Origin of the sequence: Nocardioides candidus, assembly GCF_041321175.1 — a bacterium.
Lineage (GTDB): Bacteria > Actinomycetota > Actinomycetes > Propionibacteriales > Nocardioidaceae > Nocardioides.
The window spans coordinates 49,189-72,882 of record NZ_JBGGWC010000002.1 but is presented as its reverse complement, the minus strand read 5'-3'; the positions used below and the strand labels follow the sequence as shown (position 1 = coordinate 72,882).

Below are 23,694 nucleotides of genomic sequence, written 5' to 3'. Positions count from 1 at the left end.
CGGACGCGTCCGCGGCACTAGTCGGGCATGTTCAGTCGCACTCCATCCGACGCCGAGGGTGCCGCGCCCGAGGGCGTCGCTTCGGCACCTGCCGAGACCACCGGTGGCGAGACCGCACGCGCCTTCGACCAGGTGCTGAGCGAGCTCCAGCCACCCGGCGCACCACCCGCCGAGCTCGGCGTCGCCGGCGTCACCGCATCGGCCTCCGAGCACGCCGCGACGCTGCGGGCCACGCGGGGTGCGCACCAGGAGGCCCAGGCCATGCTCGCCATGGCGAACGAGGCGCGCCAGCAGGCCTCGGAGGAGGCCGAGCGCATCGTGATCGAGGCTCGGGACGCCGCCGAGCGGACCCGGCAGGAGATCTCCGGTTGGGCCGCTGCCCAGCGCGCGAAGGTCGACGCGCTCGTCGCGGACCTGGTCGAGTCGGCCAACAAGGACGCCGACGCGATCCGCGCGGAGGCGTTGCGGACCTCGATGGCCGAGGCGGAGGAGACCGCCCGGGCCTACCTCGCCGAGGCCGCGGCCCGCGCCCAGGAGGACGCCGACGGCATCCGCGGCGAAGCGCGCAACGTGCTGCAGCGGGCGATCGAGCTGAGCGAGGAGTCGGCCGAGGCGATCGGCGACCTGACGACCACGGTGGCCGACATCATGAGCCGGCTCCAGGACGCCCGGGCCTCGATGGCCCAGCTGCTCGCCGAGACCCCCCGTCCTCCTGCTGACGAGGTCGACGAGGTCGAGGACGACATCGCCGCCGCCGCGGGGGAGGCCGACGAGGGCCGGCCCGACGAGACCGCGGACTCCGAGGACGCCGCGGACACCGAGGACGCAGAGAACGCCGAGGACGCCGAGGGGACCGACGACGCCGACGACGGCGGGCACGCCGAGGCCGAGGTCGTCGACCCGACCGGGGTGCCGCCGGAGCCCGCCGACGCGTCCGCCACCCTCGCCGACGAGCTGCTCGACCGGCAGCTCGGGTCGATGTTCCGCCGCCATGGCCGTCGTGTCGACTGAGACGGTGCCGGCACCCGCCGTGACCGGTCGCGCCCGGGCCGTCGATCGTGAGCTGTCGCTCGCGGTCGCCCGGCTGCGCACGGCGTTCGGCGCGGCGCCGCTGCCGCTGCCGCTGCGCGAGTCCGGCTCGGTGAGCACCGAGCGGTCGCAGGTGGTCGACCAGATGGACGACTACCTCCTGCCCCGGCTCGAGGGCCCGGGCGCGCCTGCGCTCGTCGTCGTGGGCGGACCGACCGGCGTCGGCAAGTCGACCCTGGTCAACAGCCTCGCCGGCCGGCGGGTGACCACGCCGGGCCTGCTGCGCCCCACCACCCGCTCGCCCGTCCTGGTGCACCACCCCGACGACCGCGACTGGTTCGGCCCGGACCGCATCCTGCCGACGCTGGACCGCGTCGACCACGCGACGTCCGACCACGGGGCGATCCAGCTGGTCGGCACGCCGTCCGTGCCGCGCGGCCTGGCGATCCTCGACGCACCCGACTTCGACTCGATCGACGACGCCAACCGCGAGCTGGCGACGAAGCTGCTCGCCGCCGCCGACCTGTGGCTCTTCGTGACCTCCTCGGCCCGCTACGCCGACGAGGTGCCCTGGCAGCAGCTCTCGATCGCGCTGGCCCGCGACGCCGCGACCGCCGTCGTCATGAACCGCATCCCCGTCGACGACCGCGCGACGGTGACCCCCCACCTGAGCCGGATGCTCACCGAGCGCGGGATCCGCGACCAGCACGTGTTCTTCGTCGAGCACGGCCCGGTCGACGAGAGCGGGCGACTGCCCGCGCCGTACGTCGCCGACATCCGCGACTGGCTGCACTCCCTCGCCGCCGACGTCCGGGCGCGCTCGGCCGCCGTGCAACAGACCGTCGGCGGCGCCGTACGCCGTGCCGTCGTCGCCGCGGCCTCCGTCGCCGACGCCGCCGTGCTCCAGGTCGAGGCGGTGAGCGAGCTGCTCACCATCGCGGACCGGTCGTACGGCGTCGAGGTCGACCTGCTGCGCGGCGCCCTCGGCGACGGAAGCCTGCTTCGTGGCGAGCTGCGCGCGCAGTGGGCCGAGCTCTTCCACCGGTACGACGTCCCGCCCCTCGCCGAGACGGTCGGCGCCGTGCACGACCTCCGCGCCCGGTCGGCCGACGAGCTCCAGACGCGGGTGGACCGCCTGGTGCTCGCCCTCGACCTGACCCTCGAGACGCTCGTCGTCGACCACGCCGAGCGCGCCGCGGCGCACGCCAGCGCCGACCTGCGCGCCACCAGCCACGGCAGCGCCCTGCTGGACTGGAGCGCCGACGACCTCTCGCGCCCGGGCCGGGGTCTGGGCACCCGGACCCGCAAGTCCATCGCCGCGGTGCGCCGGCGTCTCGTCGCGCGCGTGGCCGAACAGCTCGGGGGTGACGGCGGGCTGCGCGACCAAAGCTCCCGCGCGCTCGCCGTCACCCTCGTCCTCCATGCGATCACCGCGCCGGTGGGCGAGGCGCCGGAGGACCCGACCGGTGCCGCGTTGCACGGCCTGCTGGTGCAGGCGCGCGACGACGTGGTCCGGGCGACCACCTCGATGCTCGCAGCGGAACGCGACCGCTACCTCCGGCCGGTGCTCGACTGGAACCTCGCGCCCGACGCGCCGGACCGCCTGCGTGCAGCAGCACGCGACGCGGCCCGCGCGCTTCTCCACTACGAGGCCGACGGGAGCAGGAGCCGATGACCGGACGAGGACTGGGTGCGTCGATCGCGGCGCAGCCGCGCACGCTGACGAAGGGGTCGCGCCTGGAGGCGCGGCTCTCGGGCCTCGCGGCCGCGGTCGACGCGGCCCGCGGCCGGATCGACGACGACCTGCTCGACGACGTCCAGGCCTCCGCGGCGCGGGCCACCGGACGGCTCCAGCTGTCCGCGGCGCACACCGTCGTCGCGATCGCCGGCTCGACCGGCTCGGGGAAGTCCTCGATCTTCAACGCGCTCGCCGGTGCCACGATCTCCGCGTCCGGCGCGCAGCGCCCGACGACCTCCACGGCGAAGGCGCTGCTCTGGTCCGACGACGACCTCGGCGAGATGCTCGAGTGGCTGGGCGTGCGCCCGGACGACCAGTACCGCAGGTCCGGCCTCGACAGCGCGCCCGCGAAGTCGCGGCTCCCCGAGGGCCTGGTCCTGCTCGACCTGCCCGACCACGACTCGATCGAGGTCGCCCACCACCGTGAGGCGCACCGGATGGTCGAGCTGGCCGACCTCCTCATCTGGGTCGTCGACCCGCAGAAGTACGCCGACGCCGCCATCCACCGCCAGTTCCTCCGGCCGCTGGCCGGCCACCGGGCCGTGACGCTGGTGGTGCTCAACCACATCGACACCGTGCCCGAGGAGCGCCGCACCGGCATGCTCCGCGACCTTCGCAAGCTCCTCGTCGCCGACGGCATCCGCGACCCGCGGGTGCTCGCGACGAGTGCTCGCGAGGGCATCGGCATGGACGACCTGCGCACCGCGATCAGGCGCCGGGTCGAGGAGAAGCAGAACTCCGCGCTCCGTGTGGAGGCCGACATCCGGGCCGCCGCCTCCCGCGTCGAGGAGGCCAGCGGCGACGCGCCGACGTCGGTGCCCGACGTCTGGATCGCCGACCTCGAGCGCCGCATCGGCGAGGCCGCGGGCGTGACCGCCCTGGCCGAGGAGACCCGGCGCGCGGCGCGCGCCGAGGCCGCCCGGCGCACCTCGTTGCTCGGCGGCGGTACGCGCACCCCCGTCGGCGACGGACAGCGGTCGCTCGGTGCGATCGACCGTCGCGCCGCCGACACGGCCGTGCGCTCGCTGGTCGACAACGTCTGCCGCGACCTCGCTCCGGCCTGGGCCGACCCGGTCCGGACGGCCGCGACCGCCCGGCTGGGCGAGACCGACGACCGCCTCGACGCCGAGCTCGCGGCCCTCCGCTTCGAGCTCCGTCCTCCGGGCTGGCTCCCGCTGCTCGGTCCCGCCCGCGCCGTCGCGGCGCTCGGCACGGTGGCCACCGCGGGGTGGCTCGGCGTCGCCGCGACGTCGGGTGCGGCTCTCGCCGTCCCCGTGGTCGCGGGTGCTCTCGTCGTGCTGCTGGGCATCGCGGTCCTCGTGATGGGACGCTCCGCCGTCGACCGCTACGCGGCCGCGGAGGCAGGCCTCGTCGAGGACGAGTGCCGGCGCGTCATCGATCGGGTCGTGCGCGGCCAGGTGCTGGCCCCGATGCGCACCGAGCTGGCGTCGTACGCCCGCTTCCGTAGGGACCTCTCCGCCGCCAAGGCGTGAGAAAAACCCCATGGTTGAGCGAAATTCTGCATCTTCCGATGGATCAACGCAGGGCTTCCCGGCACCAGTGATGCGTGAAGGAAGAACTCTTCGCGGCGGTGCCGCGGCCCTCTGAGCGGGGGCGCTCGTGAGCATCGCGCGCGCTCCGTACGAGCGGACCGACGACACGACCGCGGTCCGGGCGACGCCGGCCGAGGCGGCCACCGCCGCGGTCGTGCCGCTGATCGCGGTGCGGGCCCACGGCCCGGCCCGACGGACGATGGACGTCGCCTTCGCGGGCCTCGCCCTCGTCCTCCTCCTGCCGCTCCTCGTGGCGATCGCCGTGCTCGTCGCGACGACCAGCCGCGGCCCGGTGCTCTACCGCCAGCAGCGGATCGGCACCGGAGGTCGACCGTTCGTCATCGTCAAGTTCCGCACCATGCGGATCGGGGCCGACGACGTCGCCGACGAGGTCTTCGCCCAGCAGGACGACGGCTCCGGGCCGTTGAACAAGATCCACGACGACCCGCGGGTGACCGCCCCGGGACGGTGGCTGCGCCGGCTCTCGCTCGACGAGCTGCCGCAGCTGTGGAACGTGCTGAGCGGGTCGATGGCCCTCGTCGGTCCGCGGCCCACCACCCCTCGCGAGGTGGCGCGGTTCGCGCCTCTCGACTACCAGCGCCTCGCCGTCCGTCCGGGCATCACCGGCATCACCCAGGTCAGCGGACGCAGCGACCTCGACTGGAGCGACGCCATCCGCATGGACCTGAACTACGTCGAGAACCGCACCCTGCGCCTCGACCTCCTCATCCTCCTGCGCACCGTGCCCGCCGTCGTGCTGGCCCGCGGCGCCTACTGACGAGCCCTGGAGAACGTGATGACCGTCCGTGTCCTGCACGTCGTCGAGTCCCTCGGCGGCGGCGTGCTCACCTCGGTGCTCTCGATGGTCGAGGCCACCCCCGAGGTCGAGCACCACCTGGCCGTGTGGCCCCGCCGGTCGCACGCCGACACCGGGGACGACCTGTCGGCCTTCGCGGGCGTGCACACCTTGCCGGCGCAGCCGTTGCGGTCGGTGCTGTCGGTGCGCCACCTGGTCCGCGACCTCGCACCCGACGAGGTGCACGCGCACTCGTCGTACGCCGGCCTCCTGGTGCGTGCCCTCGACCTCGGCGTCGACGTCGCCTACAGCCCGCACTGCTTCGCGTTCGAGCGTCGCGACCTCGGGCCGGTCGTCCGGGCCGGGGTGCGCCGCCTCGAGCGGGCGATGGCGCGCCGGACCTCGGTGCTCGTCGCCTGCTCGCCGTGGGAGGCGCACCTCGCCGCCGAGCTGGGCCACCGCAACGTGGTCACCGTGCCCAACCGGGCGCTCAACCCGCCCGAGCTGCGGGCCCGGTGGTCCGACCGGCCCCGCGTCGTCACGGTCGGCCGCATCAGCCCCCAGAAGGACTGGCACTACCTCCTGAGCGTCAAGGGCTACCTGGAGGAGGTCCTCCACCAGCGGGTCGAGTGGGAGTGGCTGGGCGGCGGCGACGCCGACGCCGAGCACGAGCTCCGCGCCCAGGGCGTGGCGGTGGCCGGCTGGCTCCCGCGGACCGAGGTCGTACGACGACTGGCCGGTGCCCAGGTCTACGTCCACACCGCCGCGTGGGAGGCCGCGCCGGTCAGCATCCTGGAAGCCGCGGCGATGGGCCTGCCGATCGCGGCGCGCGGCATCGACACGCTGATGAGCCTGGGCGTGCCGGGGACGGTCGGCACGGCCGCCGACCTCGCCGCGCGGATCATCGCCCTCCACTCGGCGACGGCGTGGGCCGGCGAGCAACGCCGCTCGCTCGCCTTCGCCTCCGCACACTCCGCCGACCTGCAGCGCGAGCGGCTGCACGAGGCCTACCGACACGCCCCCGCCGAGCTCGTCCTCAGTTAGGAAACCCCGATGTCCCCGACAACCTCGACCACCCGGACCCCGGTCGTCCCCGCCGAGCAGGGCGCCACGACGTCCACGGCAGTGCGTGGCGGGCTCCGCACCCTGGGAGCCCTGCTGTGGCGCCGCCGGTGGACCGTCGTGCTGGTCTTCGCCCTCGTCGCCAACGCGGTCGCGGCCGGCCTGGTGCTGGCCGACCGGGAGTACACCGCGTCGGCGCGCATCGCCGCCACGCCGCAGCAGGACCTGGCACCCTCGCCCGCCAGCTACGACGACCTGCTCGGCACGGTCGCCGACGTGGCGGAGTCACGACCGGTCCTCGACCAGGTGGCAGCGCAGGTCGACGGCCGGACCGCCGACCAGCTCCGCGACGAGGTCGAGGCCGAGGTGGTGCCCGGCACCGTGATCATCCAGGTGTCGGTGAGCGACACCGACGCCGAGCGCGCCGCCGAGGTCGCGAACCTCATCGTGGCGCTGCTGCCGGGCCACGACGCGAGCAACGGCACCTTCGACTACAGCGTCACCGAGCAGGCCGTGGTGCCCGACGAGTTCAGCTCGCCCAACATCCCGGTGACGGTGCTCGCCGGCCTGGTCCTCGCGGCGCTGCTGGCCATCGGCGCCGCGGTGCTCTCGGACCGGCTCTTCCGGACCGTCACCGAGCCGGAGGAGATGGGGGAGATCTCCGACACGACCGTGCTCGGCGTGATCCCGAAGCCCTCGGACTGGGAGGGGGTCCCGGCCATCGACGTGTGGGCCGAGGAGTTCCAGGCGATCCGGGCGCTGCGGATCGCGATCGAGTTCGCCAGCGCGGAGGACCCCACCCGCCTGCTGGTCGTGACCTCGGCGAGCGGGTCGGACCCGTGGGCCGGGTGGACCGAGATCAACCTGGCCGCGGCGCTGGCCGAGGTCGGCCACCGCGTGCTGGTGATCAACACCGACCGCGAGCGCGGCAACGTGCATCCCGCCCTCGACGCGCCCGGCGAGCAGGGGCTCTACGACGTGCTGGGCGGCGAGTGCAGCCTCGAGGACGCCGTCCGCGAGGGGCCCGCCGAGCTCATCAGCGTGCTCCCGCTCGGCGAGGCCCACCTCGCCGCGCCCAGCCTGCTGGAGATGCGCTTCCGCGGCCTCCTCGACGACACGGAGGACGACTACGACGTCGTCATCGTCCACGCCGCTCCCGTGGCCACCTCGGAGGACGCCCGGATCATGGCGATCCACGGTGCGCTGCTGATGATCGTGCCGTCCGGGACCGTGCACCCGCGCTTCGTCAAGCGAGCCGCGGACCACCTGCACGGCATCCGCCTGCGCGTCCTCGGCAGCGTGCTCCTGGGCGTCCGGCCCGCGCGCCGCTCCCGCCGTGCCGCCCGGATGGCGTGAGGGCCGGACGACATGTACCCGACGACCTTCCCCCAGCCGCCGCTGGACCGGCTGCGCGTGACCGTCGTGCAGCAGGGCGGCGTGCTCGGCGGCGCCGAGCGCTGGCAGCTGCAGCTGGCCGACGCCACGGACCGTCTCGAGGTGGACGTGGTCGGCATCGGTGCCGGCGCGACCAGCCGCGAGTGGGCGGCCCGGGGCTGGAGGGTCACGACCGTGCCGGACGCTCGGACGCCGCGGCGGCTGCTGCGGCTGGTGCCGCAGGTGATGACGGCACTGCGCCGTCGCCGGCCCGACGTCGTGGTCGCCCACGGGGTCAAGGCCGCGCTCGTCGCCGCGCCGGCCGCACGGGCACTGGGCATCCCGGTGGTCTGGGTGCGTCACGACGCCTCCTTCTCGGGTCGGGTGGTCGGTATCCTCGACCGGCTGACCGACGCCCAGGTGACGACGAGCGCGTGGCTGCTCCAGGGCCGCTCCCCGCGTCGCAGCCTGGTGCTGAACCCTCCGCGGATGCCCGAGCCGCTGCCGCGCGAGGTCGCGCGAGCGGAGCTCGACGTGCTGCTCGAGCCCGGTGAGCTGCTCGTCGGGATGGCGACGCGCATCACCCGCAACAAGGGGATCGAGGAGGCCGTGCGTGCCCTCGCCGAGCCCGCCGCCTCCTGCTGGGTGCTGGCCGTCGCGGGGATCCACGACGCGTCCGAGCCCGACGAGCAGGACCGGCTGGTCAAGCTCGCGGCCGAGCTGGGCGTCTCCGACCGGGTGCGGTTCCTCGGGGAGGTCCCGGACTTCTCGCGGGTGGCCTCGGCGTTCGACGCGATCGCCGTGCTGACCCGGCCGAGCCCCGAGGTGCCCTGGTACCGCGAGGCCTTCGGCATGGCGGCGCTCGAGGCGATGACCGCCGGCGTGCCCGTGATCGCCGTGCCGCCTGTCGACGAGCTGGTCCGCGGAGGCGGTCTGGCGGTCGAACCCGGCAGCGCGCACGACGTCGCCGCGGCGCTCGGCGTGCTGACCGTGCCGGCCGCGCACCGCGTCGTGGCCGAGGCGGCCGCGGAGCGGGCACGCGACTTCGCCGACGCCACGACGTCCGCGTCCGCCCTCGTCGACTTCCTCGCCCGGCTGGCCGACCGCCCCGGCGCAGGACACCGGCCCGGCCCCGAGGCCGGCCCGTCGGCCGGCGCCGCGCCCGGTCCGACCCTCAGCGTGGTCACCACCGTGCTGGACGACGCGGCCGCGCTCACGGACCTGCTCACCGGCCTCGTCCCGCAGCTCGGCCCCGACGACGAGCTCGTCGTCGTCGACGGCGGGTCCTCCGACGGCACCGGCTCGGTGGCCTTCCGGGCGGCCGAGGCCGACCCGCGGGTGCGTTTCCTCAGCGAGCCCGGCGCCGGCATCTCCCGCGGTCGCAACCTCGGCATCGAGAGCGCGCGCCACGAGCTGATCGCCTGCACCGACGCGGGTTGCGTGCCGGTGCCCGGGTGGCTCGACGCCTTCCGCCGCGCCTTCGACCGGCACCCGGACGTCGACCTGTGGACCGGCACCTACCGCGTGCTCGGCGACAAGCCCTGGGAGCTCGCCCTGATCGCCACCGGCTACCCGTCGATCGAGGAGCTCGGGCGTCGTACGCCCTTCGTGCGGGCCTACGGCCGCTTCCTCGGCCGCGTCTTCGACGCCTCGATGCCGACCGGCCGGTCCGTCGCGTTCACCCGCGACGCCTGGCGTGCCGCCGAGGGCTTCCCGGAGCACCTGCCCACGGGCGAGGACGTGCTGTTCGGCCGCGCCGTCGTCGCCAGCGGCCGCACCGCCGCGCTCGCCCGCGACGCCGAGGTGCGGTGGGCCCAGCGGCCGACCCTGCGGGCCAACCTGCGCATGCTGAAGCGGTACGGCGAGGGCAGCGGCAACTCGCTCGACGCCCGGCTGATGGGGCGCGACCTCGCGCGGCTCGGTGCGTACGCCGGCTGGGCGGGCCTCGCGCTCCGCGGCGGACGCGGACGCGGCGTCGCCGCGGCCACGGCGGCCGTCTACCTCTCGCTGCCCGTGGCCCGTGCGGTCCGGGGTCCCCGGCCGGTCGTGACGACGCTGCTGGTGCCGCCGGTCGCCGCCGCGCGCGACCTGGCCAAGGTGGAGGGCGCGCTCTCGGCCGTTTTGGGTCGCAGGGGCCGACGGCACCGCGAGGGAGGCTCCGCGTGAGCATGACCGCCCCCTCCGTCGACGCCGGCAACCGCCACCTCGTGGTGGCGATCGCCGCCGCCGTGGTCCTGCTGCCCTTCGGCGACTGGTCGGTGCCGGTGGTCGGCCTGCGGCTGACCTACGTCGCGATGGCCGTGCCGGCCGCGATGGCGTTCCTCCAGGTCGTGCGGGGCGACGCGCGACTGCCCGCGTCGCTGGTCCTGGTGGGGTCCGGGCTGGGGATGGCGGGGGGCGTGGTGTCCGCCGCGCTGGGCGTCGCCCCGGACACCTCCATCCCGCTGGTGGTCATCTCGGTCCTCACCCTCGGCTACGCGACCGCGATCGTGGTGGCCTACCGCCCCGGGCTCGAGGTCGACGGCCTCGACCTGCTCGTGGTCGTCGGCGGCGTCGTGGCGGTGCTCGCGCTGACCTCGGCGGGATCGCTCGAGGCGACCGATTCCGGCACCGTCGTCAGCGGCCGGCTGACCGGGCCCTTCTCCCAGCCCAACGAGCTCGGCGCCTTCTGCGCGATCCTGCTGCCGATCGCGGTCGCCTGCCTGGTGACCGCGTCGACCCCGCGGCGCGCCGCGGTGATCGGCGCGTCGGCCGCCTGCCTGGCGACCGCCTGTGTCATGAGCATGTCGCGCGGGTCGTGGATCGGCGCGCTCGTCGCGCTGATCGGCCTCGCCGTGTGCGAGCCGGCGACCCGCCGCGCGCTCACCGGCGTCGCGCTCGCGATCCTCGCGACCTGCGCCGCGGCCCTGGCCGCGCCGGCGAGCACGGCCGTCATCGGCGTCTTGGGCGCCCGGATCCGCTCGCTCGGCGACCCGACGCAGAACGAGTACGACGACCGGCCCCTCACCTGGGCCGAGGCCTTCCGCCAGGCCACCGAGCACCCGTGGTTCGGCGTGGGTCCCGGCGGCTTCCAGAGCGCGGCGGGGGAGTCGCGGAGCGTGGTGTCCGCCGACCCGGCCGACCACCCCCACGACCTGTTCCTCACGGTCCTCGCCGACCGTGGCGTGATCGGGATGGCACTCGGCGTCCTCGTCGTCGTCGGCTGCGTCATCGCCGTACGCCGGCACCTGCTGGGTGCACCGGGCATCGGCCCGGCGGCCAAGGTCCTGCGCACCCGCAGCGTCGCGGTGATCGGCGCGCTGACCGTGGTGATGGTCCACGGCGCCTTCGACATGCCGCTGCGCAACCCCATCGTGTCCGGCCTGGTCTGGACCCTCCTCGGCTCGGCCATGGTCGCCGAGACCTGCCGGGTGCGCGAGGAGCGCACCACGACGACCCGAAAGCGAGTGACGACATGTCCCTGACGGCCCAGCAGGACCAGCGCCGACGCGAGCGCTGGCGCTACACGGGGCTGCTCGTCGGCGGGCTCGCCCTCCTCGTCCTCCTCGGGGTGCAGCTGATCCTCCTCATCCCGACGACCTACACCGCGACCAGCGCGATCGCCCTGCGACCGCTGACGGCGGAGCAGGCGGCCGACTCGATCGAGATGCAGGCGCACGAGTTCAGCGTGATGCTCGGCGCGCAGGAGACGGCCGACGAGGTGCTCGACGACGTCAGCGACTCCTCGAGCCACCCGGACGTGTCGGTGTCCTCGACCCGTGACCCGGGCACGTCGACGGTCCGGATCGAGACCACGTCCACCAACAAGGACGCGGCGATCGCCGTGGCCAACGGCCTCGCCGACAGGGCCGAGGAGGAGGGCCGCGGCGACGAGACCGCCAAGGTGGTGGTCGTCGTGAAGGCGGGCGACAGCGGAGTCACCTCCGCGCCGCCGCGTCAGCTCTACATCGCCGCGCTGCTGGCGCTCGCGGCCCTGCTGCTGGCGGGCGGGCTCTACCAGATCAGGGAGCGCACGACATGACGTCCCTCTCGCCGCGCCCCCTCGTGCTGATGTACCACGGGGTCGACCACGTGCCCGCCGACCGGGACCCCTACGGCATGTTCGTGACGCCGGCCGCCTTCCGTGCGCAGGTCGAGCAGCTGCTCGAGTCCGGCTTCGTGCCGGTCTCGGAGGACGCCTACCTCGCGGCGCTGGCCGGCGGGCCGGCGCTGCCGCGCAAGGCGGCACTCATCACCTTCGACGACGGCTACGTCGGCGTCGGCGAGCACGCCGTCCCGGTGCTTGCGTCCTTCGGGCTGCCGAGCGTGCTCTACGTCCCCGCCGGGCTCGTCGGCGGTGCGTCGGTCTGGCTCGAGCCGCGGCACCGGCACCTGCTCATGGCGGGGGAGGACCTGGTCGCGGTCCACCGCAGCGGCATGGCCGTCGCCGCGCACGGCTTCGACCACCAGGACCTGACGACGCTCTCCGCCGCCGACCTGCGCCGCCACACGACCGAGGCCCGGGCCGAGCTCGAGGCCCTGCTCGGCGAGGAGGTGCGCACCTTCGCCTTCCCCTACGGCACCCACGACGCGCGCGTCCGCGAGGCGGTGCGTGCGGCTGGCTACCGGGCGGCGTTCGCCGTCCACGACGGCGCCGGGGACTTCGCGGTCCCGCGGGTCGACGTCAACGCCACCGACTCGATGCTGAGCTTCCGGCTGAAGCTGCGTCGGTCCTACCCCGCGCTGCGCCGGGCACTGGGCCGGGCACCCGCCGTGCGCCGGATGGCCCACGACCTGCTCAGCCGCGCCCCGGGCGACGAGCACGGCGAGTCCTCCCTGGCAGGTGCGCGATGAGCACGTTCCTGCACCGCACGGTCGTGGTCCTGGTGGTCGCCGTGCTCGGTGTCTGGTTGCTCGGCTCGCGGGTGCCGAGCCTGGTCGACGCGAGCCCGGGGGGCGGCACCGCCGACCCCCAGGCGCCCGCCCAGGAGCCCGGCCACCACCGCAAGCACGCGCCGTCCGGTCCGGAGGGCGTGGCCGACGACCAGCTGGGCGTCCAGCTCTCGGCCCACCACAGCGACCGCCCCGGCCCCGCCCTCGCCGTGCTCGACCGCCTCGCCCGCGCGGGCGCGACGTGGGTGCGCATCGACGTCGGGTGGCGCACCCTGCAGCCGGAGGGCCGCGGCCCGTTCGAGCTCTGGTACGTCGACCTCCTCGACGCGGTCCTCGAGGGCGCGAAGCAGGACGGCCTGAAGGTGATCCTCAACCTCTGGCTCACCCCGGAGTGGGCCTCGGACTCCGGCAGCCCCTACGCACCGCCGCGCGACGACGACGACTACGCCGACGCGATCCGCCGGGCGGCCGAGCGCTGGGGCGACGACGTCGACGCCTGGGAGATCTGGAACGAGCCGAACTTCGACTCCTTCTTCGCCGGCGCCGACCCGGCGACGTACACCCGCCTGCTCTGCACCGCCTACCCCGTCGTGAAGCAGTACGACGACGACCCGGTGCTCTTCGGCGGCCTGATGTACAACGACGACGCCTGGCTCCGCCAGGCCTACGAGGCCGGTGCGAAGGACTGCTTCGACGCGCTCGCCACCCATCCCTACGTGGGACCCAGCGACGCCGCTCCGGACACTCCGGCGGTCGGCGCCGTCTGGCGGCTGACCCACACCCCCGCGATGCGCGAGGTGATGGCCGACTTCGGCGACCGTGGCAAGCGGATCTGGGTCACCGAGCTGGGGTGGTCGTCCGGTCCCGACAGCGCGGGCAACCCCTGGGACCGTGCGGTCTCCCCGCAGCGCCAGGCCCGGTTCCTGCGCGAGGCGGTCGAGCTGATCCGCAACCGCTACCCCTACGTCGGCCCGATCATCTGGTACCGCGACGTCGACGGACCCACCGACGACTACCAGGACGGCTTCGGCCTGCTCCACCCCGACCTGAGCCCGAAGCCCGCCATGTGCGCCTTCGAGCGTGAGGTGCGAGGCCGCTGATGGACGTCCGCCACGACCTCCCCGACACCCCGGCCCTCGCACCGGGTGTGCCGGCGCGAGCCGACGAGCCGCCCGCCGCTGTCGGCGGAGCGGCCTGGCTCGCGCTCGGGGCCGTCGCGTCGAAGTCGGCGCAGACGGTGGTGCTCCTCGTGTTCGCCGCGGTGCTCGCGCCGGACGCGTTCGGGGTCGTCTCGCTGGGGGCGGTGCTGCTCAACGTCACGACGGTCGTGGCCGGCCTCGGCACCAGCACGGCGCTGGTGCACTTCAGGGGCGACGCCGAACGCGCCGCCCGCAGCGCGGTCACGATCGCGCTCGCCACCTCCTCGGGCCTGGTGCTGCTGGTCTGGGCGACCGCGCCCGGGCTGGCCGGCCTGGTGCACGCCGGGGATCTCGGCGTCGACGTGTTCCGCGGCGTGGTGCTCTGCGTGCCGCTCGCCGCCGTCGCGGGCGTCAGCGCCGAGCTGCTGCGGCGCTCCCTGGACTTCCGCCGCCGCGTGGTGCCGGACATCGTCGGCAGCGTGGCCGGCGCGGTCGCGACGATCGGCGCGCTGGCCGCGGGGGAGGGCGCGTTCTCCCTCGTCTACGGCCAGCTCACCCAGGCGTTCGTGGTGCTCCTCCTGCTGTGGTGGCTGCGCCCGCTCGTCCGACTGGGCTGGTCGCGCGACGATGCCACGAAGCTGCTCTCCTACGGGCTCGGCCTCTCGGGCGGCGGGGTCCTCACCCTGGTCATGCTCAACGTCGACTACGTGCTGATCGCGAACCGGCTCGGCACCCACGACGTCGGCGTCTACTCGATGGCGTTCCGCATCGCCTACATGCCCTACCTCCTCATCGCGATGGTCATCGGCGGTGCCGTCTTCGCGCACCTGTGCCGGATGCGCGGCGCGGCCGTGTGGCGCGCGATCGTCGACGCCGCGGTCGTGCTGCACGCGCTCGTCGTGCCGGCGTACGTCGGCGTCATCGTCCTGGCGCCGCAGCTGGAGCTGCTCGGCCACCCGTGGGCGGCGGGCGTGCCGGCGCTGCGGTGGCTGGCGGCGTACGGCCTGGTGCTGAGCGCGCTCGAGCTGCTGCTCGTCTCGCTGCGCTCGGTCGGCCGGACGGCCGACGTGCTCGGGCTGGGGGCGTTCCACCTCGGCGCGCTGCTGGTGCTCCTGCTCCTCCTGGTCGACCGGGGCGTCACCGCCGCCGCCATCGCCCAGTTCGTCGCCGGTGTGGCCACCCTGGCGGTGGCCGCCCTCGTGCTCACCCGGCGCGTGAGCGGCGCCGAATGGACCCTGCTCGGCCGGCGCCTGCTGCCGGTCGGGGGCGCGGCGGTCGCCCTCGCGGCGACCGCCCTGCTCCTCCAGCTCCTGCTGCCCTGGCCGGCCGTGTCGGTCCCGGGCCTGCTCGTCTGCGGCGCCGGCGCGACGGCGGCGTACGTCGGCGTGCTGCTCCTGCTCGATCCCGATGGCGAGGTGGTGACCGTGCACCTACGGAGGCTGGGTGCCGCCCGCGCGGCCTGGTACGCCGCGGTGGTCGCGGCTGCACTGGGCGTGGCCGTCGGCGCCGTGGTCGCCCCGGCGACCGCCCTGCTGGTCCTGCTCGCTGCGGTGGTCGTCGGTGCCGCGGTGGTCCGCGTCGAGTGGGCCGCCGTCGCCTACGTGGCGGCCGAGCCGTTCGGCGACCTGCTGCGCGACGTGCACCCCGCGGCGATCAAGGTCGCCGGCGGGCTGCTCTTCCTCGCCTGGCTGGTGCGGCTCGTCGCCGGCGGCCGTCCGGCCCTGCGGCACCCCGGCGTCGCCGCGGTCGGCGTGCTCGCCCTGGTCGTGCTCGCCTCCTTCGTGGCGCACGGCGCGGACCTGGACGTCGGGCTCGACCACACGGTCAGCTACGGGTCCTACGCGCTGGTCGTCGTCGTCCTCGTCGACACCGTCCGCCGTGCGCAGCCCGACCCGCTGGTGTTCGCCCGCCGTCTCGCGCTCACCTTCGCGCTGTCCTGCACGGCGGCCGGCGCCGTGGGCGTGGCCGACTACCTCGCCCACGGCGGGCGCGCGTCCGGCCCGCTCTCGGACCCCAACGACCTCGCGTTCTTCATGGTGGCGGCGCTGCCGCTGCTCCTCGTGGCCGGCCGCCGCAGCCTGCCCGGTGCGACGGCTGCGGTGCTCGGCGGCGTCGTCCTGGTCGTGGCGGTCCTCGCCACGCTGTCGCGCGGCGCCCTCGTCGGGCTGGTCGTGATGGGCGTCGTGGCCCTGCTGCTGCGCGCGGTCCGGCCGCGCACCGCCGTGGCCGTGGTGGCCGTCGCCGCCGTGGCGACCGGAGCGCTGTGGTTCACCCACGCCGCGGTCGTCGACGAGAGCATCCACGAGAAGGAGCACATCGCCGCGACCAACGTCGACCTCCGCGTGACCACCTCGACGATGGCCGCGACCATGACCGCCGCGAGCCCGCTGCTCGGGCAGGGGCCGGGCGGGTTCGCCGAGGAGCGGGACCGGTTCGTGCCGGCGGGCGTGCCGGCGGTCGACCAGACCGTTGCGCACCAGATGTACCTCGACGTCGCCGCCGAGCTCGGCCTGCTCGGCCTGGCGGCGTTCCTCGCCGTCATCGCGTACGGCGTCCGGGGTGCCGTCCGCGGCCGCCGGTGGGCCGAGACCCGGCCGCTGGCCGACGCGGTGCTGCTGGGCCTGGCCGGGACCCTGGCCGCCGCCTGCTTCCTGAGCGAGCAGCTCTACCTGCCGGTCTGGCTGCTCGTCGCCCTCGGCATCGCCCTCGACGACGGGGCCGAGGCGCAGCCGTCGGCCGAGCAGGACCCCGAGCGGGTCGTCGAGCGTCCGGTCCTCGCCGGCGCGGGGAGGTGGTGACGGTGCGCGTGCTGCAGCTCGTCACGCAGACCCGCGGCGGTCCGGTCGACCACGCGGTCGACGTCGCGGTGGAGCTCGTCCGGCTCGGGCACGAGAGCCACCTCGTCGGCCCCGCGGGGAGCCACCTCGCGCTCGCCGCCGAGCGCGGCGTGGTGGTCCACGTCGCCGACGTGCGCAGCAAGGCCGACGTGACCGGCGCCCATGCGGTGGCCGACGTGATCGACCGGGTCTGGCCGGACGTCGTGCACCTCCAGGACCGCCGGGCCGGCCTGGTGGGCCGGGTGCTGGCCGCCCGGAGCTCGCGCCCGTCGGTCTACACGCTGCACGGGGTGCCCGACGAGCTCGCCGGGCTGGTGCCCGGCAACCTGCCCGTCGCGCCCCGTCGGGCGCGCGACCGCTGGACCTACCTCGGGCTGGAGCGGCTGCTCGCCGCGACGCCGCGGTCGGTCGTGGTCACCCCCTGCCGGGCCCTGGCCGCCTACGCGCGGGAGCAGGTCGGGATCCGGTCGGGCCGGGTGCGCACCGTGCCCAACGGGGTCGGGCCCGGCTGGCTGGCGCCGCCCGCGGCGCGCACGCAGCGCACGAACGTCACGGCCACCTGGCTGGGACTGATGGAGCCCGTCAAGCGGGTGCCCGACCTGGTGCGGGCCGCGGCACGGGTGCCCGGCCTCGCCCTGGAGCTGGTCGGCGACGGGTCGGAACGTGGTCGCATCGAGGCGGTGGTGGACGAAGAGGGGAGCATCCGAGACGTCCACCTCGCCGGCTACCAGTCCGACCCGTCGCCGTACCTCCGTCACGCGGACGTCTTCGTGCTGCCGTCGGCCGCCGAGGCCTGCCCGATGGCGCTCCTGCAGGCGATGGCCTGCGGGGTGCCCGTCGTCGCGTCGCGGGTCGGCGGGGTCCCGGAGATCGTGCGCAACGGCGTCGACGGCGTGCTCGTCGACGCGGGTGCGGTCGACCAGCTGACGGCAGCGCTGCGGCTGCTCGCCGGCGACGCGGGCCTGCGCGCCCGGCTCGGCGCGGCCGGGCGCGAGCGGGTCGCCGCGCACTTCGGCATCGAGCACACCGTCCGTGCGCTCCTGGACGTGTACGAGGAGGTTTCCGCATGAGGATCCAGACCGTGATCGCCGAGCTCGGCGCCGGGGGTGCCGAGGCCGTGGCGTTGACCATCGCCGCGGGCGCCGCCTCGGCCGGCGACGACGTGCTGCTGGCCAGCACGCCCGGCTACCGCGTCGAGCGGCTGCGTGCCTCCGGGGTGGACCACCTCGCACTCCGGCTGGCCGGGCGCAACCCGGTCGACCTGGCCCGGTCGGTGGGCCGGCTGCGTGCGGTCCCGGCCCCCGACGTCGTGCACACCCACAACCCGAAGGCGACCCTCGTCGCGCGGGCCGCCTTCGGCCGCGACGTCCCGCTGGTGGCGACCCTGCACGGGGTGCCGCGAAGCGAGCGGCGGGCGGCCGCGCGGATCCTGCGCTGGGCGGCCGACCGCGTCGTCGTGGTGGCACCCCACCTCGCCGACCAGCTCGTCGCGGCGGGCTTCCCGGCCGGCCGCGTCGAGGTCGTCCCCAACGCGGTCGAGCCGCTGCCGCCGTACGACCGGCGACGCGCGCGGGACGAGCTCGGCCTTCCCGCCGACGCGGTCGTCGGCCTCTGCCTCGCACGCATGGTCGAGCAGAAGCGGCACGACCTCCTCCTCGACGCCTGGGCGCGGCTCGGCGCCCGCACACGGCCGGCCCACCTGCTCCTCGCCGGCGACGGCCCGACGCGACCGCGGATCGCCGCCCGCGTGGCGCGACCCGACGGGCACGCCCCGGTGCACCTGCTCGGCGAGCGCTCCGACGTGGCCCGGCTCGTGGCGGCCAGCGACTTCCTCGTGCTGCCCACCGACTGGGAGGGGCTGCCCGTCTCGGTGCTCGAGGCGATGGCCGCAGGGCTCCCCGTCATCGGCTCGCGGGTCGGCGGACTGGCCGAGCTCCACGACGCCGTGCGCCTGGTCGACCCGGGCTCGGCGCCGGCCCTCGTCGAGGCCCTGACCGACGTGGTCGGCAGCAGCGCGGTGCGCGCCGAGCTGGCCGCCCGCGGTCGCGCGCTGACGGCGACGCGCTTCGGCGCCGACGCGATGGTCGCGCGCTACCGCGCCATCTACGCCGAGCTGGCCGGGACCCCCGGCCGGCTCCTCACCACGACCGGAGGAGCGCGATGAGCCCCTGGACGGAGAAGCGCCGATCGGTCTGGCCGGTCTTCCTCGGCCTCGCGGTCATCCTGGTCGCGATGGTCGCCGGCTACGTGCTGATGACCGGCGGCCTCAACGACTCCGACGGCTCCGGCGGCCACGAGGGCACCACCCCCGGTCCGATCTCGACACCGACCGGCGACGCCGAGCCGCCGCCCGTGGTGAAGGTCGTGTCGTGGGGGCAGTCGAGCGGTCAGCTGGCCGTCATCGTGCGCAACCGCTCGACACAGCCGATCGAGCGGATGCGCGTGCGGATCACCGCGACGGACAGCGACGGCGCGACCGTCGTGTCCACCGCGGGCACCGCCCCCGACGTCTGCTGCACGATCGTGGGCCTGCCGCCGGGGAAGGACTTCGGTCTCTTCGCCGAGCTCGGCGACACCGTCTCCGACATCGCGCGCGTCGAGGTCGAGCCGCAGTCGGTCCAGCTGGGCAAGGGCCGCGCGGCCGACGTCGTGGCGTCCGCTCCGCGGTTCGAGAGGTACGACGGCGACACGGTCGTGACCGCCGACCTGACCGCGAAGGGACGACTCACGGGCTACGTCGCCGCGCAGGCCTTCCTGACGCGCGGCGGACGGATCGCCCAGGTCATCTCCGGACGCTTCTACTGCTTCGGGCCGGGCAGCTCGCACCAGGTGCGGCTGCGCCTCTTCCACGAGGTGCCCGCGGACCTGCGGCTGCAGCGCGTGGTCGCCTACGCCGTGCCCGACGGCGTGCGCCCCTACGTGCCGGGACGGTGCCGGTGATGGAGGTCCTCGTCACCGGCGGTGCCGGCTACATCGGCAGCACGATCGCGTCGGCGCTGGCCGACGCGGGCCACCGCCCGGTCCTGCTCGACGACCTGTCGACCGGGGAGCGGGCATTCCTCCGCGGGCACGACGCCTACATCGGCGACGTCTCCGACCGCGCCCTCGTGCGCCGCATCCTGAAGGAGAACCGGCGGATCCGCGCTGCTGTGCACTGCGCTGCTCGGGTCGTCGTGCCGGAGTCGGTCACCGAGCCCGGCCGCTACTACCGGACCAACGTCGTCGGCACGCTCGACCTCGCGGAGGCCCTGCTCGCCGGCGGCGTCCGCGACCTGGTGCTCAGCAGCTCGGCCGCGATCTACGCACCCCAGGCCGACCTGACCGTCGACGAGTCCTCGCCGTGGCACCCGGTGAGCCCCTACGCCCGCACGAAGGCGATGGCCGAGCAGGTGCTCGCCGACCTGGCGACCGCGACGGACCTCCGCGTGCTGTCGCTGCGCTACTTCAACCCGGTCGGCGCCGATCCGCGGCTGCGCACCGGGCCGCGGCCCGGCGCGACCCACGCACTGGGCCGGCTGCTCGAGGCTCGTCGTACGGGCATGCCGTTCGCCGTCACCGGCACGGACCACCCCACGCCCGACGGCACAGGCATCCGCGACTACGTGCACGTCTGGGACCTGGCGCGCGCCCACGTCGCGGCACTCGAGCGGTTCGACGTCGCGCTGGGGGAGGAACGCGCGGTCGCGATCAACCTCGGCACGGGCCGGGGCACCACCGTCCGTGAGCTCGTCGCCGCGTTCGAGCGCGTCACCGGCCGATCCGTCCCCGTCGTCGATGCCCCACCCCGCGAGGGCGACACCGCCGGCGCCTACACGCGCAGCGACCGGGCCGCCCGCCTGCTCGGGTGGACGGCGGAGCTCGACCTCGACGAGGCGATCGCCGACGCGCTCGCCTGGGGCGAGCGCCCTGCCGACCTGATCGCGGTGGGGAGCTAGTGGCCACCGTGCTCGCGCCGCAGGAGTACGCCGGCGACCCCGCCGTCGTCGTCGACGAGGCCCGCAACGCGCGGGACGTCGTCCGGATCCGGCGCGAGATCGCCGGTAGGGAGTGGGCGACCCGGCACGGGATCGGCACGGCCGAGACCGTGGCGGTGCACCCGGACGGGCTCTGGCTCGTCAGCCGCCGCGCACGGGACGAGCCCGGCGAACCGTGGTCCTACGTGCTCGCCGCCTTCGATGCCGCGTCCCGGATCCAGGACCTGCCCTGCCCGGACTTCGCCGGCAGCCCGACGGCCTGGCGGGCGCCGCGCCGGTCGGTGCCGTTGCGAGCGGCCCGGTTGCTCCGCGCGGGCGTCGACCTGCGTGAGTTCGTGGCCGCGCGGACCGCCTTCGACCAGCTGCCGCGCTCCGTGACGGTCCACAACGACTTCCACCGCAAGAACGTGCTCAACTCCGGGACGGACGGCCGCCCCGGCAGTGGGGTGACGGTCATCGACTGGGAGCTCACCGCGCGCGGTCCGCGCCACCACGACCTGGTCATGCTCATCGTCGACGTGGTCGACAGCGAGGTCGCCCGCGCGGCCTGGCAGCTGCTCCTCAACTCCGTGCCCGTGCAGGAGCACCCGGCGCTGGCGACCCAGCTGCGCTGGCTGACCCTGCGGACCTACACCAGCGAGATCACCAGCCCGTCGGACGACACCGACGTCGCCAAGACCGCACGGCGCCGCGAGCGCTGGCGGGCGGCGCAGCAGTGGGCGGACGAGCTCGTGACCGACCCCCGGGAGGTCTCATGACCCCGACCCTGACCACCCACGTGCACACCGGCGACGCCGCCCGCGCCGCGATCCATGCGGAGGCCGGGTTCATCGACCGCCACAGCACCGCCTTCAGCACCACCGCCGCGTGGCTGGCCGCTGCCGCCGAGCACCTTCCCGGCGAGCCCGTGCTGCTCACCGTGCGCCGCGACGGCGCGACCGTCGCGCTCGCCCCCCTGAGCGTCCTGCAGCGACGCGGCGCCCGCCGCATCGAGCTGCTCGGCGGCGAGCTCAACGACTACGGACAGCTCTTCGCCGAGGACGAGCAGGCCGCCGCCGCGCTCGCCGACAGCCTCGCGGGCTGGGTGGTCGCACAGCGGCGCTGGACGCTGACGCTGAGCCAGCTCCCGGCCGGCGACCCGGTCGCGGCCGCCCTCGCGGCCCGCCTCGGCGGGGTGGTGGTCGAGGGACCGGCGATGCCGCTGATCGCGGGCGTGGGCACCGACTACCGGGTCAGCAGGAACCGGATCCGCAAGAACACCAAGATGCTCAACCGCCTCGAGGTGGACGGGGTGGCCTGGGAGCAGCTCGTGATCGACGACCCCACGGGCCTGGAGCAGTGGTTGCACCCGATCATCGAGGTCCGCCGGGCCCGCGACCACGGACATGGCCGGCGTAGCCACCTGGACGACCCGGCCGCGCGTGCCTTCTACGAGGCCGTCGTGCGGTCCGCGTTCGCCCGCGACCGGGCCGTCCTCCACCTCGTGGTCGTCGACCGCGCCGTGGCGGGCTTCGGCCTGGTCATGCGCGACGGCGGGGCGCACCGGCTCTTCGACGGTCGCGTGGCCGAGGAGCTCCAGCGCTACAGCGGCGGCTCGATCTGCGACCTCGCCGCGGTCCGTGCCGCCGAGCAGGACCCCGAGGTGGCCACCTTCGACTGGCTGCGCGGCACGACCGACGGCAAGTACGGCAACGACGAGGTCCACCGCTACGAGCTGAGGGCGCACTCGCACCGGTGGATCACCGCGGTCGACGAGGGCGAGCGGGTGGCGCGTCAGCGGATCAAGGCGACCCTCCCCGAGGCTGCCGTGCGGAGGCTGGTCTCCCGATGACAGAGGTCCTCGAGCAGCCGGGCACGCTGCGTCGTACGGGCACGGCGGTCCTCGCCCTCGCGGCCTCCGAGCTGCTGGGCAAGGTCGCCACGTTCGTGATGTTCCTGGTGATGGCGCGCCTGCTCGCCGTGACCGAGTTCGGCGTGCTGTCCTTCGGGATCAGCCTCGGCCTGCTCCTGGCCGTCTTCTCGTCGCTGGGGCTCGACGCACGCGTGGTGCAGCTCGGCAGCGCACGCCCCGAGCTGCTGGACCGGTGCTACGGAGCACTCGTCGCGATCCGGGTCGTGCTGGCGATCGCGGTGCTGGCCGTCACGACGGTCGTGCTGCTGGCCACCATGCGGGGCGCGCACGCCGTCACCGTGTCGCTGCTCGTCGCCAGCTGCCTGATCGACACGGTCAACGACGCGTCCCGAGCCGCGTGCGGGGCACGCCGGCGGCAGGAGTTCTCCGCCTTCGTGCTCGTGCTGCAGCGCTTCGCCACCCTCGTCCTGTCCGCCGGCGTGCTGGTCGTCACCGGCAGCGCCATCGGTGCCGCGCTCGGCTACCTCGTCGCCACGTGCGTCGGGGCGGTCGCGATGCACGGTGCGGCCCGCCGGGCAGGTGTCCGCGCGCAGGTCCGCGGCAGCCGCCCGGAGGTGCGGATGATCCTGGACGCCGCGCCGGTCATGGGCATCGGGGCCGTCGCGGCGATGGGCGTGTTCCGGATCGACGCGGCGCTCGTCACCGTCCTCCTCGGCACGACGGCGGCCGGTGTCTACGGCGCCGGCTACCGGATCTTCGAGTCGGTGCTCTTCGTGAGCTGGACCCTGTCGCGCGCGTTCGCGCCGGTCATCGCGAGCCGCCCCGACGACAAGGAGCACGTGCGGCTGTGGGCACGGCGCGGCCTGGTCGTGGCCTTCGTCGTCTACCTGCCCTACGGCGCCGTCTTCGCGCTCCGCGGGGACGACCTGGTCGCGCTGCTCTTCGGGGAGGCCTACGTCGACCACGGCGTGCTGCTCGGCCTCGCGGCCGCGCCCCTGCTCTTCGGCATCATGCACCTCGCGGCCTCGGTCCTGCTCGCCCTGCGCCCCGACCCGACCGTCCTCACGGCGAGCCTGGTGGCGCTCGTCGTCAACGTGGTCACCAACCTCTGGCTGATCCCGGTCTGGGGGTTGGCCGCGGCGGCGTTCGCCACCAGCTTCGCCTTCCTCCTGCAGGCGATCGTGCTGATGGTCGCCCTCACCAAGGTCGCCGGCAACGTGGTGCCCTACCGACCGCTCCTGGCGGTGGTGGTGGCCACCGTGTGCGCAGGGTTCGTCGCCGAGGTCGTCGACGGGGTGCTGGTCGCGCTCCTGGCCAGCGTGGTCGTCTTCTTCGCCGCCCTCGCGGCGGCGATGCGCGTCGCCGACCCCGCCGCTCTGGTCGGGGCGCGTGGTCTGGTCCGTGGCGGGTACCACCCCTCGGTAGCCGAGGGAAGAGAGACCCGTGACGCCGGAGCCGCGTGCTGAGC

At 75.0% G+C, this 23,694-nt stretch carries 19 protein-coding genes; all 19 read left to right on the top strand.

Annotated elements, in window-relative coordinates:
- Positions 1 to 27: 27 nt before the first annotated feature.
- Positions 28 to 1,011: a hypothetical protein gene (locus ACAX67_RS10155; RefSeq protein WP_370703730.1), complete on the top strand. Its 984-nt coding sequence runs from the start codon at positions 28 to 30 to the stop codon at positions 1,009 to 1,011.
- Positions 1,001 to 2,704: a GTPase gene (locus ACAX67_RS10150; RefSeq protein ID WP_370703729.1), complete on the top strand. Its 1,704-nt coding sequence runs from the start codon at positions 1,001 to 1,003 to the stop codon at positions 2,702 to 2,704. Before ACAX67_RS10155 ends, ACAX67_RS10150 begins: the two co-directional genes overlap by 11 nt.
- Complete coding sequence (locus tag ACAX67_RS10145; protein ID WP_370703728.1) at positions 2,701 to 4,260, top strand: GTPase; 1,560 nt, start codon at positions 2,701 to 2,703, stop codon at positions 4,258 to 4,260. The genes ACAX67_RS10150 and ACAX67_RS10145 overlap by 4 nt, the downstream gene beginning before the upstream one ends.
- A gap of 127 nt (positions 4,261 to 4,387) precedes the next feature.
- Positions 4,388 to 5,098, top strand: a complete 711-nt coding sequence (locus ACAX67_RS10140; RefSeq protein ID WP_370703727.1) for a sugar transferase — start codon at positions 4,388 to 4,390, stop codon at positions 5,096 to 5,098.
- Between the two features lie 18 nt (positions 5,099 to 5,116).
- A complete protein-coding gene (locus ACAX67_RS10135; protein WP_370703726.1) occupies positions 5,117 to 6,160 on the top strand; it encodes a glycosyltransferase in 1,044 nt (347 codons plus the stop codon).
- 9 nt (positions 6,161 to 6,169) lie between these two features.
- Positions 6,170 to 7,534, top strand: coding sequence for a tyrosine-protein kinase domain-containing protein (locus ACAX67_RS10130; RefSeq protein ID WP_370703725.1), 1,365 nt, complete (start codon positions 6,170 to 6,172; stop codon positions 7,532 to 7,534).
- A gap of 12 nt (positions 7,535 to 7,546) precedes the next feature.
- Positions 7,547 to 9,718, top strand: coding sequence for a glycosyltransferase (locus ACAX67_RS10125; protein ID WP_370703724.1), 2,172 nt, complete (start codon positions 7,547 to 7,549; stop codon positions 9,716 to 9,718).
- 2 nt (positions 9,719 to 9,720) lie between these two features.
- Positions 9,721 to 11,016 carry an O-antigen ligase family protein gene (locus tag ACAX67_RS10120; protein ID WP_370703723.1) on the top strand — a complete coding sequence of 432 codons (1,296 nt, stop codon included), beginning with the start codon at positions 9,721 to 9,723 and terminating at the stop codon, positions 11,014 to 11,016.
- Complete coding sequence (locus ACAX67_RS10115) at positions 11,007 to 11,573, top strand: hypothetical protein (RefSeq protein ID WP_370703722.1); 567 nt, start codon at positions 11,007 to 11,009, stop codon at positions 11,571 to 11,573. The genes ACAX67_RS10120 and ACAX67_RS10115 overlap by 10 nt, the downstream gene beginning before the upstream one ends.
- Positions 11,570 to 12,385: a polysaccharide deacetylase family protein gene (locus tag ACAX67_RS10110; RefSeq protein WP_370703721.1), complete on the top strand. Its 816-nt coding sequence runs from the start codon at positions 11,570 to 11,572 to the stop codon at positions 12,383 to 12,385. Before ACAX67_RS10115 ends, ACAX67_RS10110 begins: the two co-directional genes overlap by 4 nt.
- Positions 12,382 to 13,524, top strand: a complete 1,143-nt coding sequence (locus ACAX67_RS10105; protein ID WP_370703720.1) for a cellulase family glycosylhydrolase — start codon at positions 12,382 to 12,384, stop codon at positions 13,522 to 13,524. The genes ACAX67_RS10110 and ACAX67_RS10105 overlap by 4 nt, the downstream gene beginning before the upstream one ends.
- Positions 13,524 to 16,361 (top strand): oligosaccharide flippase family protein, encoded by a 2,838-nt coding sequence (locus ACAX67_RS10100; protein ID WP_370703719.1) that lies wholly within the window; start codon positions 13,524 to 13,526, stop codon positions 16,359 to 16,361. The genes ACAX67_RS10105 and ACAX67_RS10100 overlap by 1 nt, the downstream gene beginning before the upstream one ends.
- Positions 16,362 to 16,363: 2 nt before the next feature.
- On the top strand, positions 16,364 to 17,470 hold the full coding sequence (locus ACAX67_RS10095; protein WP_370703718.1) for a glycosyltransferase family 4 protein: 1,107 nt from the start codon (positions 16,364 to 16,366) through the stop codon (positions 17,468 to 17,470).
- Positions 17,467 to 18,564: a glycosyltransferase gene (locus ACAX67_RS10090; RefSeq protein WP_370703717.1), complete on the top strand. Its 1,098-nt coding sequence runs from the start codon at positions 17,467 to 17,469 to the stop codon at positions 18,562 to 18,564. Before ACAX67_RS10095 ends, ACAX67_RS10090 begins: the two co-directional genes overlap by 4 nt.
- Positions 18,561 to 19,340 carry a hypothetical protein gene (locus tag ACAX67_RS10085; RefSeq protein ID WP_370703716.1) on the top strand — a complete coding sequence of 260 codons (780 nt, stop codon included), beginning with the start codon at positions 18,561 to 18,563 and terminating at the stop codon, positions 19,338 to 19,340. Before ACAX67_RS10090 ends, ACAX67_RS10085 begins: the two co-directional genes overlap by 4 nt.
- A complete protein-coding gene (gene galE / locus ACAX67_RS10080) occupies positions 19,340 to 20,335 on the top strand; it encodes a UDP-glucose 4-epimerase GalE (protein ID WP_370703715.1) in 996 nt (331 codons plus the stop codon). The genes ACAX67_RS10085 and galE overlap by 1 nt, the downstream gene beginning before the upstream one ends.
- Positions 20,335 to 21,132, top strand: coding sequence for a phosphotransferase (locus ACAX67_RS10075; protein ID WP_370703714.1), 798 nt, complete (start codon positions 20,335 to 20,337; stop codon positions 21,130 to 21,132). Before galE ends, ACAX67_RS10075 begins: the two co-directional genes overlap by 1 nt.
- A complete protein-coding gene (locus ACAX67_RS10070; RefSeq protein WP_370703713.1) occupies positions 21,129 to 22,205 on the top strand; it encodes a GNAT family N-acetyltransferase in 1,077 nt (358 codons plus the stop codon). Before ACAX67_RS10075 ends, ACAX67_RS10070 begins: the two co-directional genes overlap by 4 nt.
- Positions 22,202 to 23,692, top strand: a complete 1,491-nt coding sequence (locus tag ACAX67_RS10065; protein ID WP_370703712.1) for an oligosaccharide flippase family protein — start codon at positions 22,202 to 22,204, stop codon at positions 23,690 to 23,692. The genes ACAX67_RS10070 and ACAX67_RS10065 overlap by 4 nt, the downstream gene beginning before the upstream one ends.
- Positions 23,693 to 23,694 lie beyond the last annotated feature (2 nt).

Bases quoted from the DNA above. Each gene is read 5' to 3' on its own strand.
- ACAX67_RS10155 (WP_370703730.1), top strand. From the start codon at position 28: ATGTTCAGTCGCACTCCATCCGACGCCGAGGGTGCCGCGCCCGAGGGC.
- ACAX67_RS10145 (WP_370703728.1), top strand. From the start codon at position 2,701: ATGACCGGACGAGGACTGGGTGCGTCGATCGCGGCGCAGCCGCGCACG.
- ACAX67_RS10135 (WP_370703726.1), top strand. From the start codon at position 5,117: ATGACCGTCCGTGTCCTGCACGTCGTCGAGTCCCTCGGCGGCGGCGTG.
- ACAX67_RS10130 (WP_370703725.1), top strand. From the start codon at position 6,170: ATGTCCCCGACAACCTCGACCACCCGGACCCCGGTCGTCCCCGCCGAG.
- ACAX67_RS10125 (WP_370703724.1), top strand. From the start codon at position 7,547: ATGTACCCGACGACCTTCCCCCAGCCGCCGCTGGACCGGCTGCGCGTG.
- ACAX67_RS10120 (WP_370703723.1), top strand. From the start codon at position 9,721: ATGACCGCCCCCTCCGTCGACGCCGGCAACCGCCACCTCGTGGTGGCG.
- ACAX67_RS10115 (WP_370703722.1), top strand. From the start codon at position 11,007: ATGTCCCTGACGGCCCAGCAGGACCAGCGCCGACGCGAGCGCTGGCGC.
- ACAX67_RS10110 (WP_370703721.1), top strand. From the start codon at position 11,570: ATGACGTCCCTCTCGCCGCGCCCCCTCGTGCTGATGTACCACGGGGTC.
- ACAX67_RS10105 (WP_370703720.1), top strand. From the start codon at position 12,382: ATGAGCACGTTCCTGCACCGCACGGTCGTGGTCCTGGTGGTCGCCGTG.
- ACAX67_RS10100 (WP_370703719.1), top strand. From the start codon at position 13,524: ATGGACGTCCGCCACGACCTCCCCGACACCCCGGCCCTCGCACCGGGT.
- ACAX67_RS10090 (WP_370703717.1), top strand. From the start codon at position 17,467: ATGAGGATCCAGACCGTGATCGCCGAGCTCGGCGCCGGGGGTGCCGAG.
- ACAX67_RS10085 (WP_370703716.1), top strand. From the start codon at position 18,561: ATGAGCCCCTGGACGGAGAAGCGCCGATCGGTCTGGCCGGTCTTCCTC.
- galE (WP_370703715.1), top strand. From the start codon at position 19,340: ATGGAGGTCCTCGTCACCGGCGGTGCCGGCTACATCGGCAGCACGATC.
- ACAX67_RS10070 (WP_370703713.1), top strand. From the start codon at position 21,129: ATGACCCCGACCCTGACCACCCACGTGCACACCGGCGACGCCGCCCGC.
- ACAX67_RS10065 (WP_370703712.1), top strand. From the start codon at position 22,202: ATGACAGAGGTCCTCGAGCAGCCGGGCACGCTGCGTCGTACGGGCACG.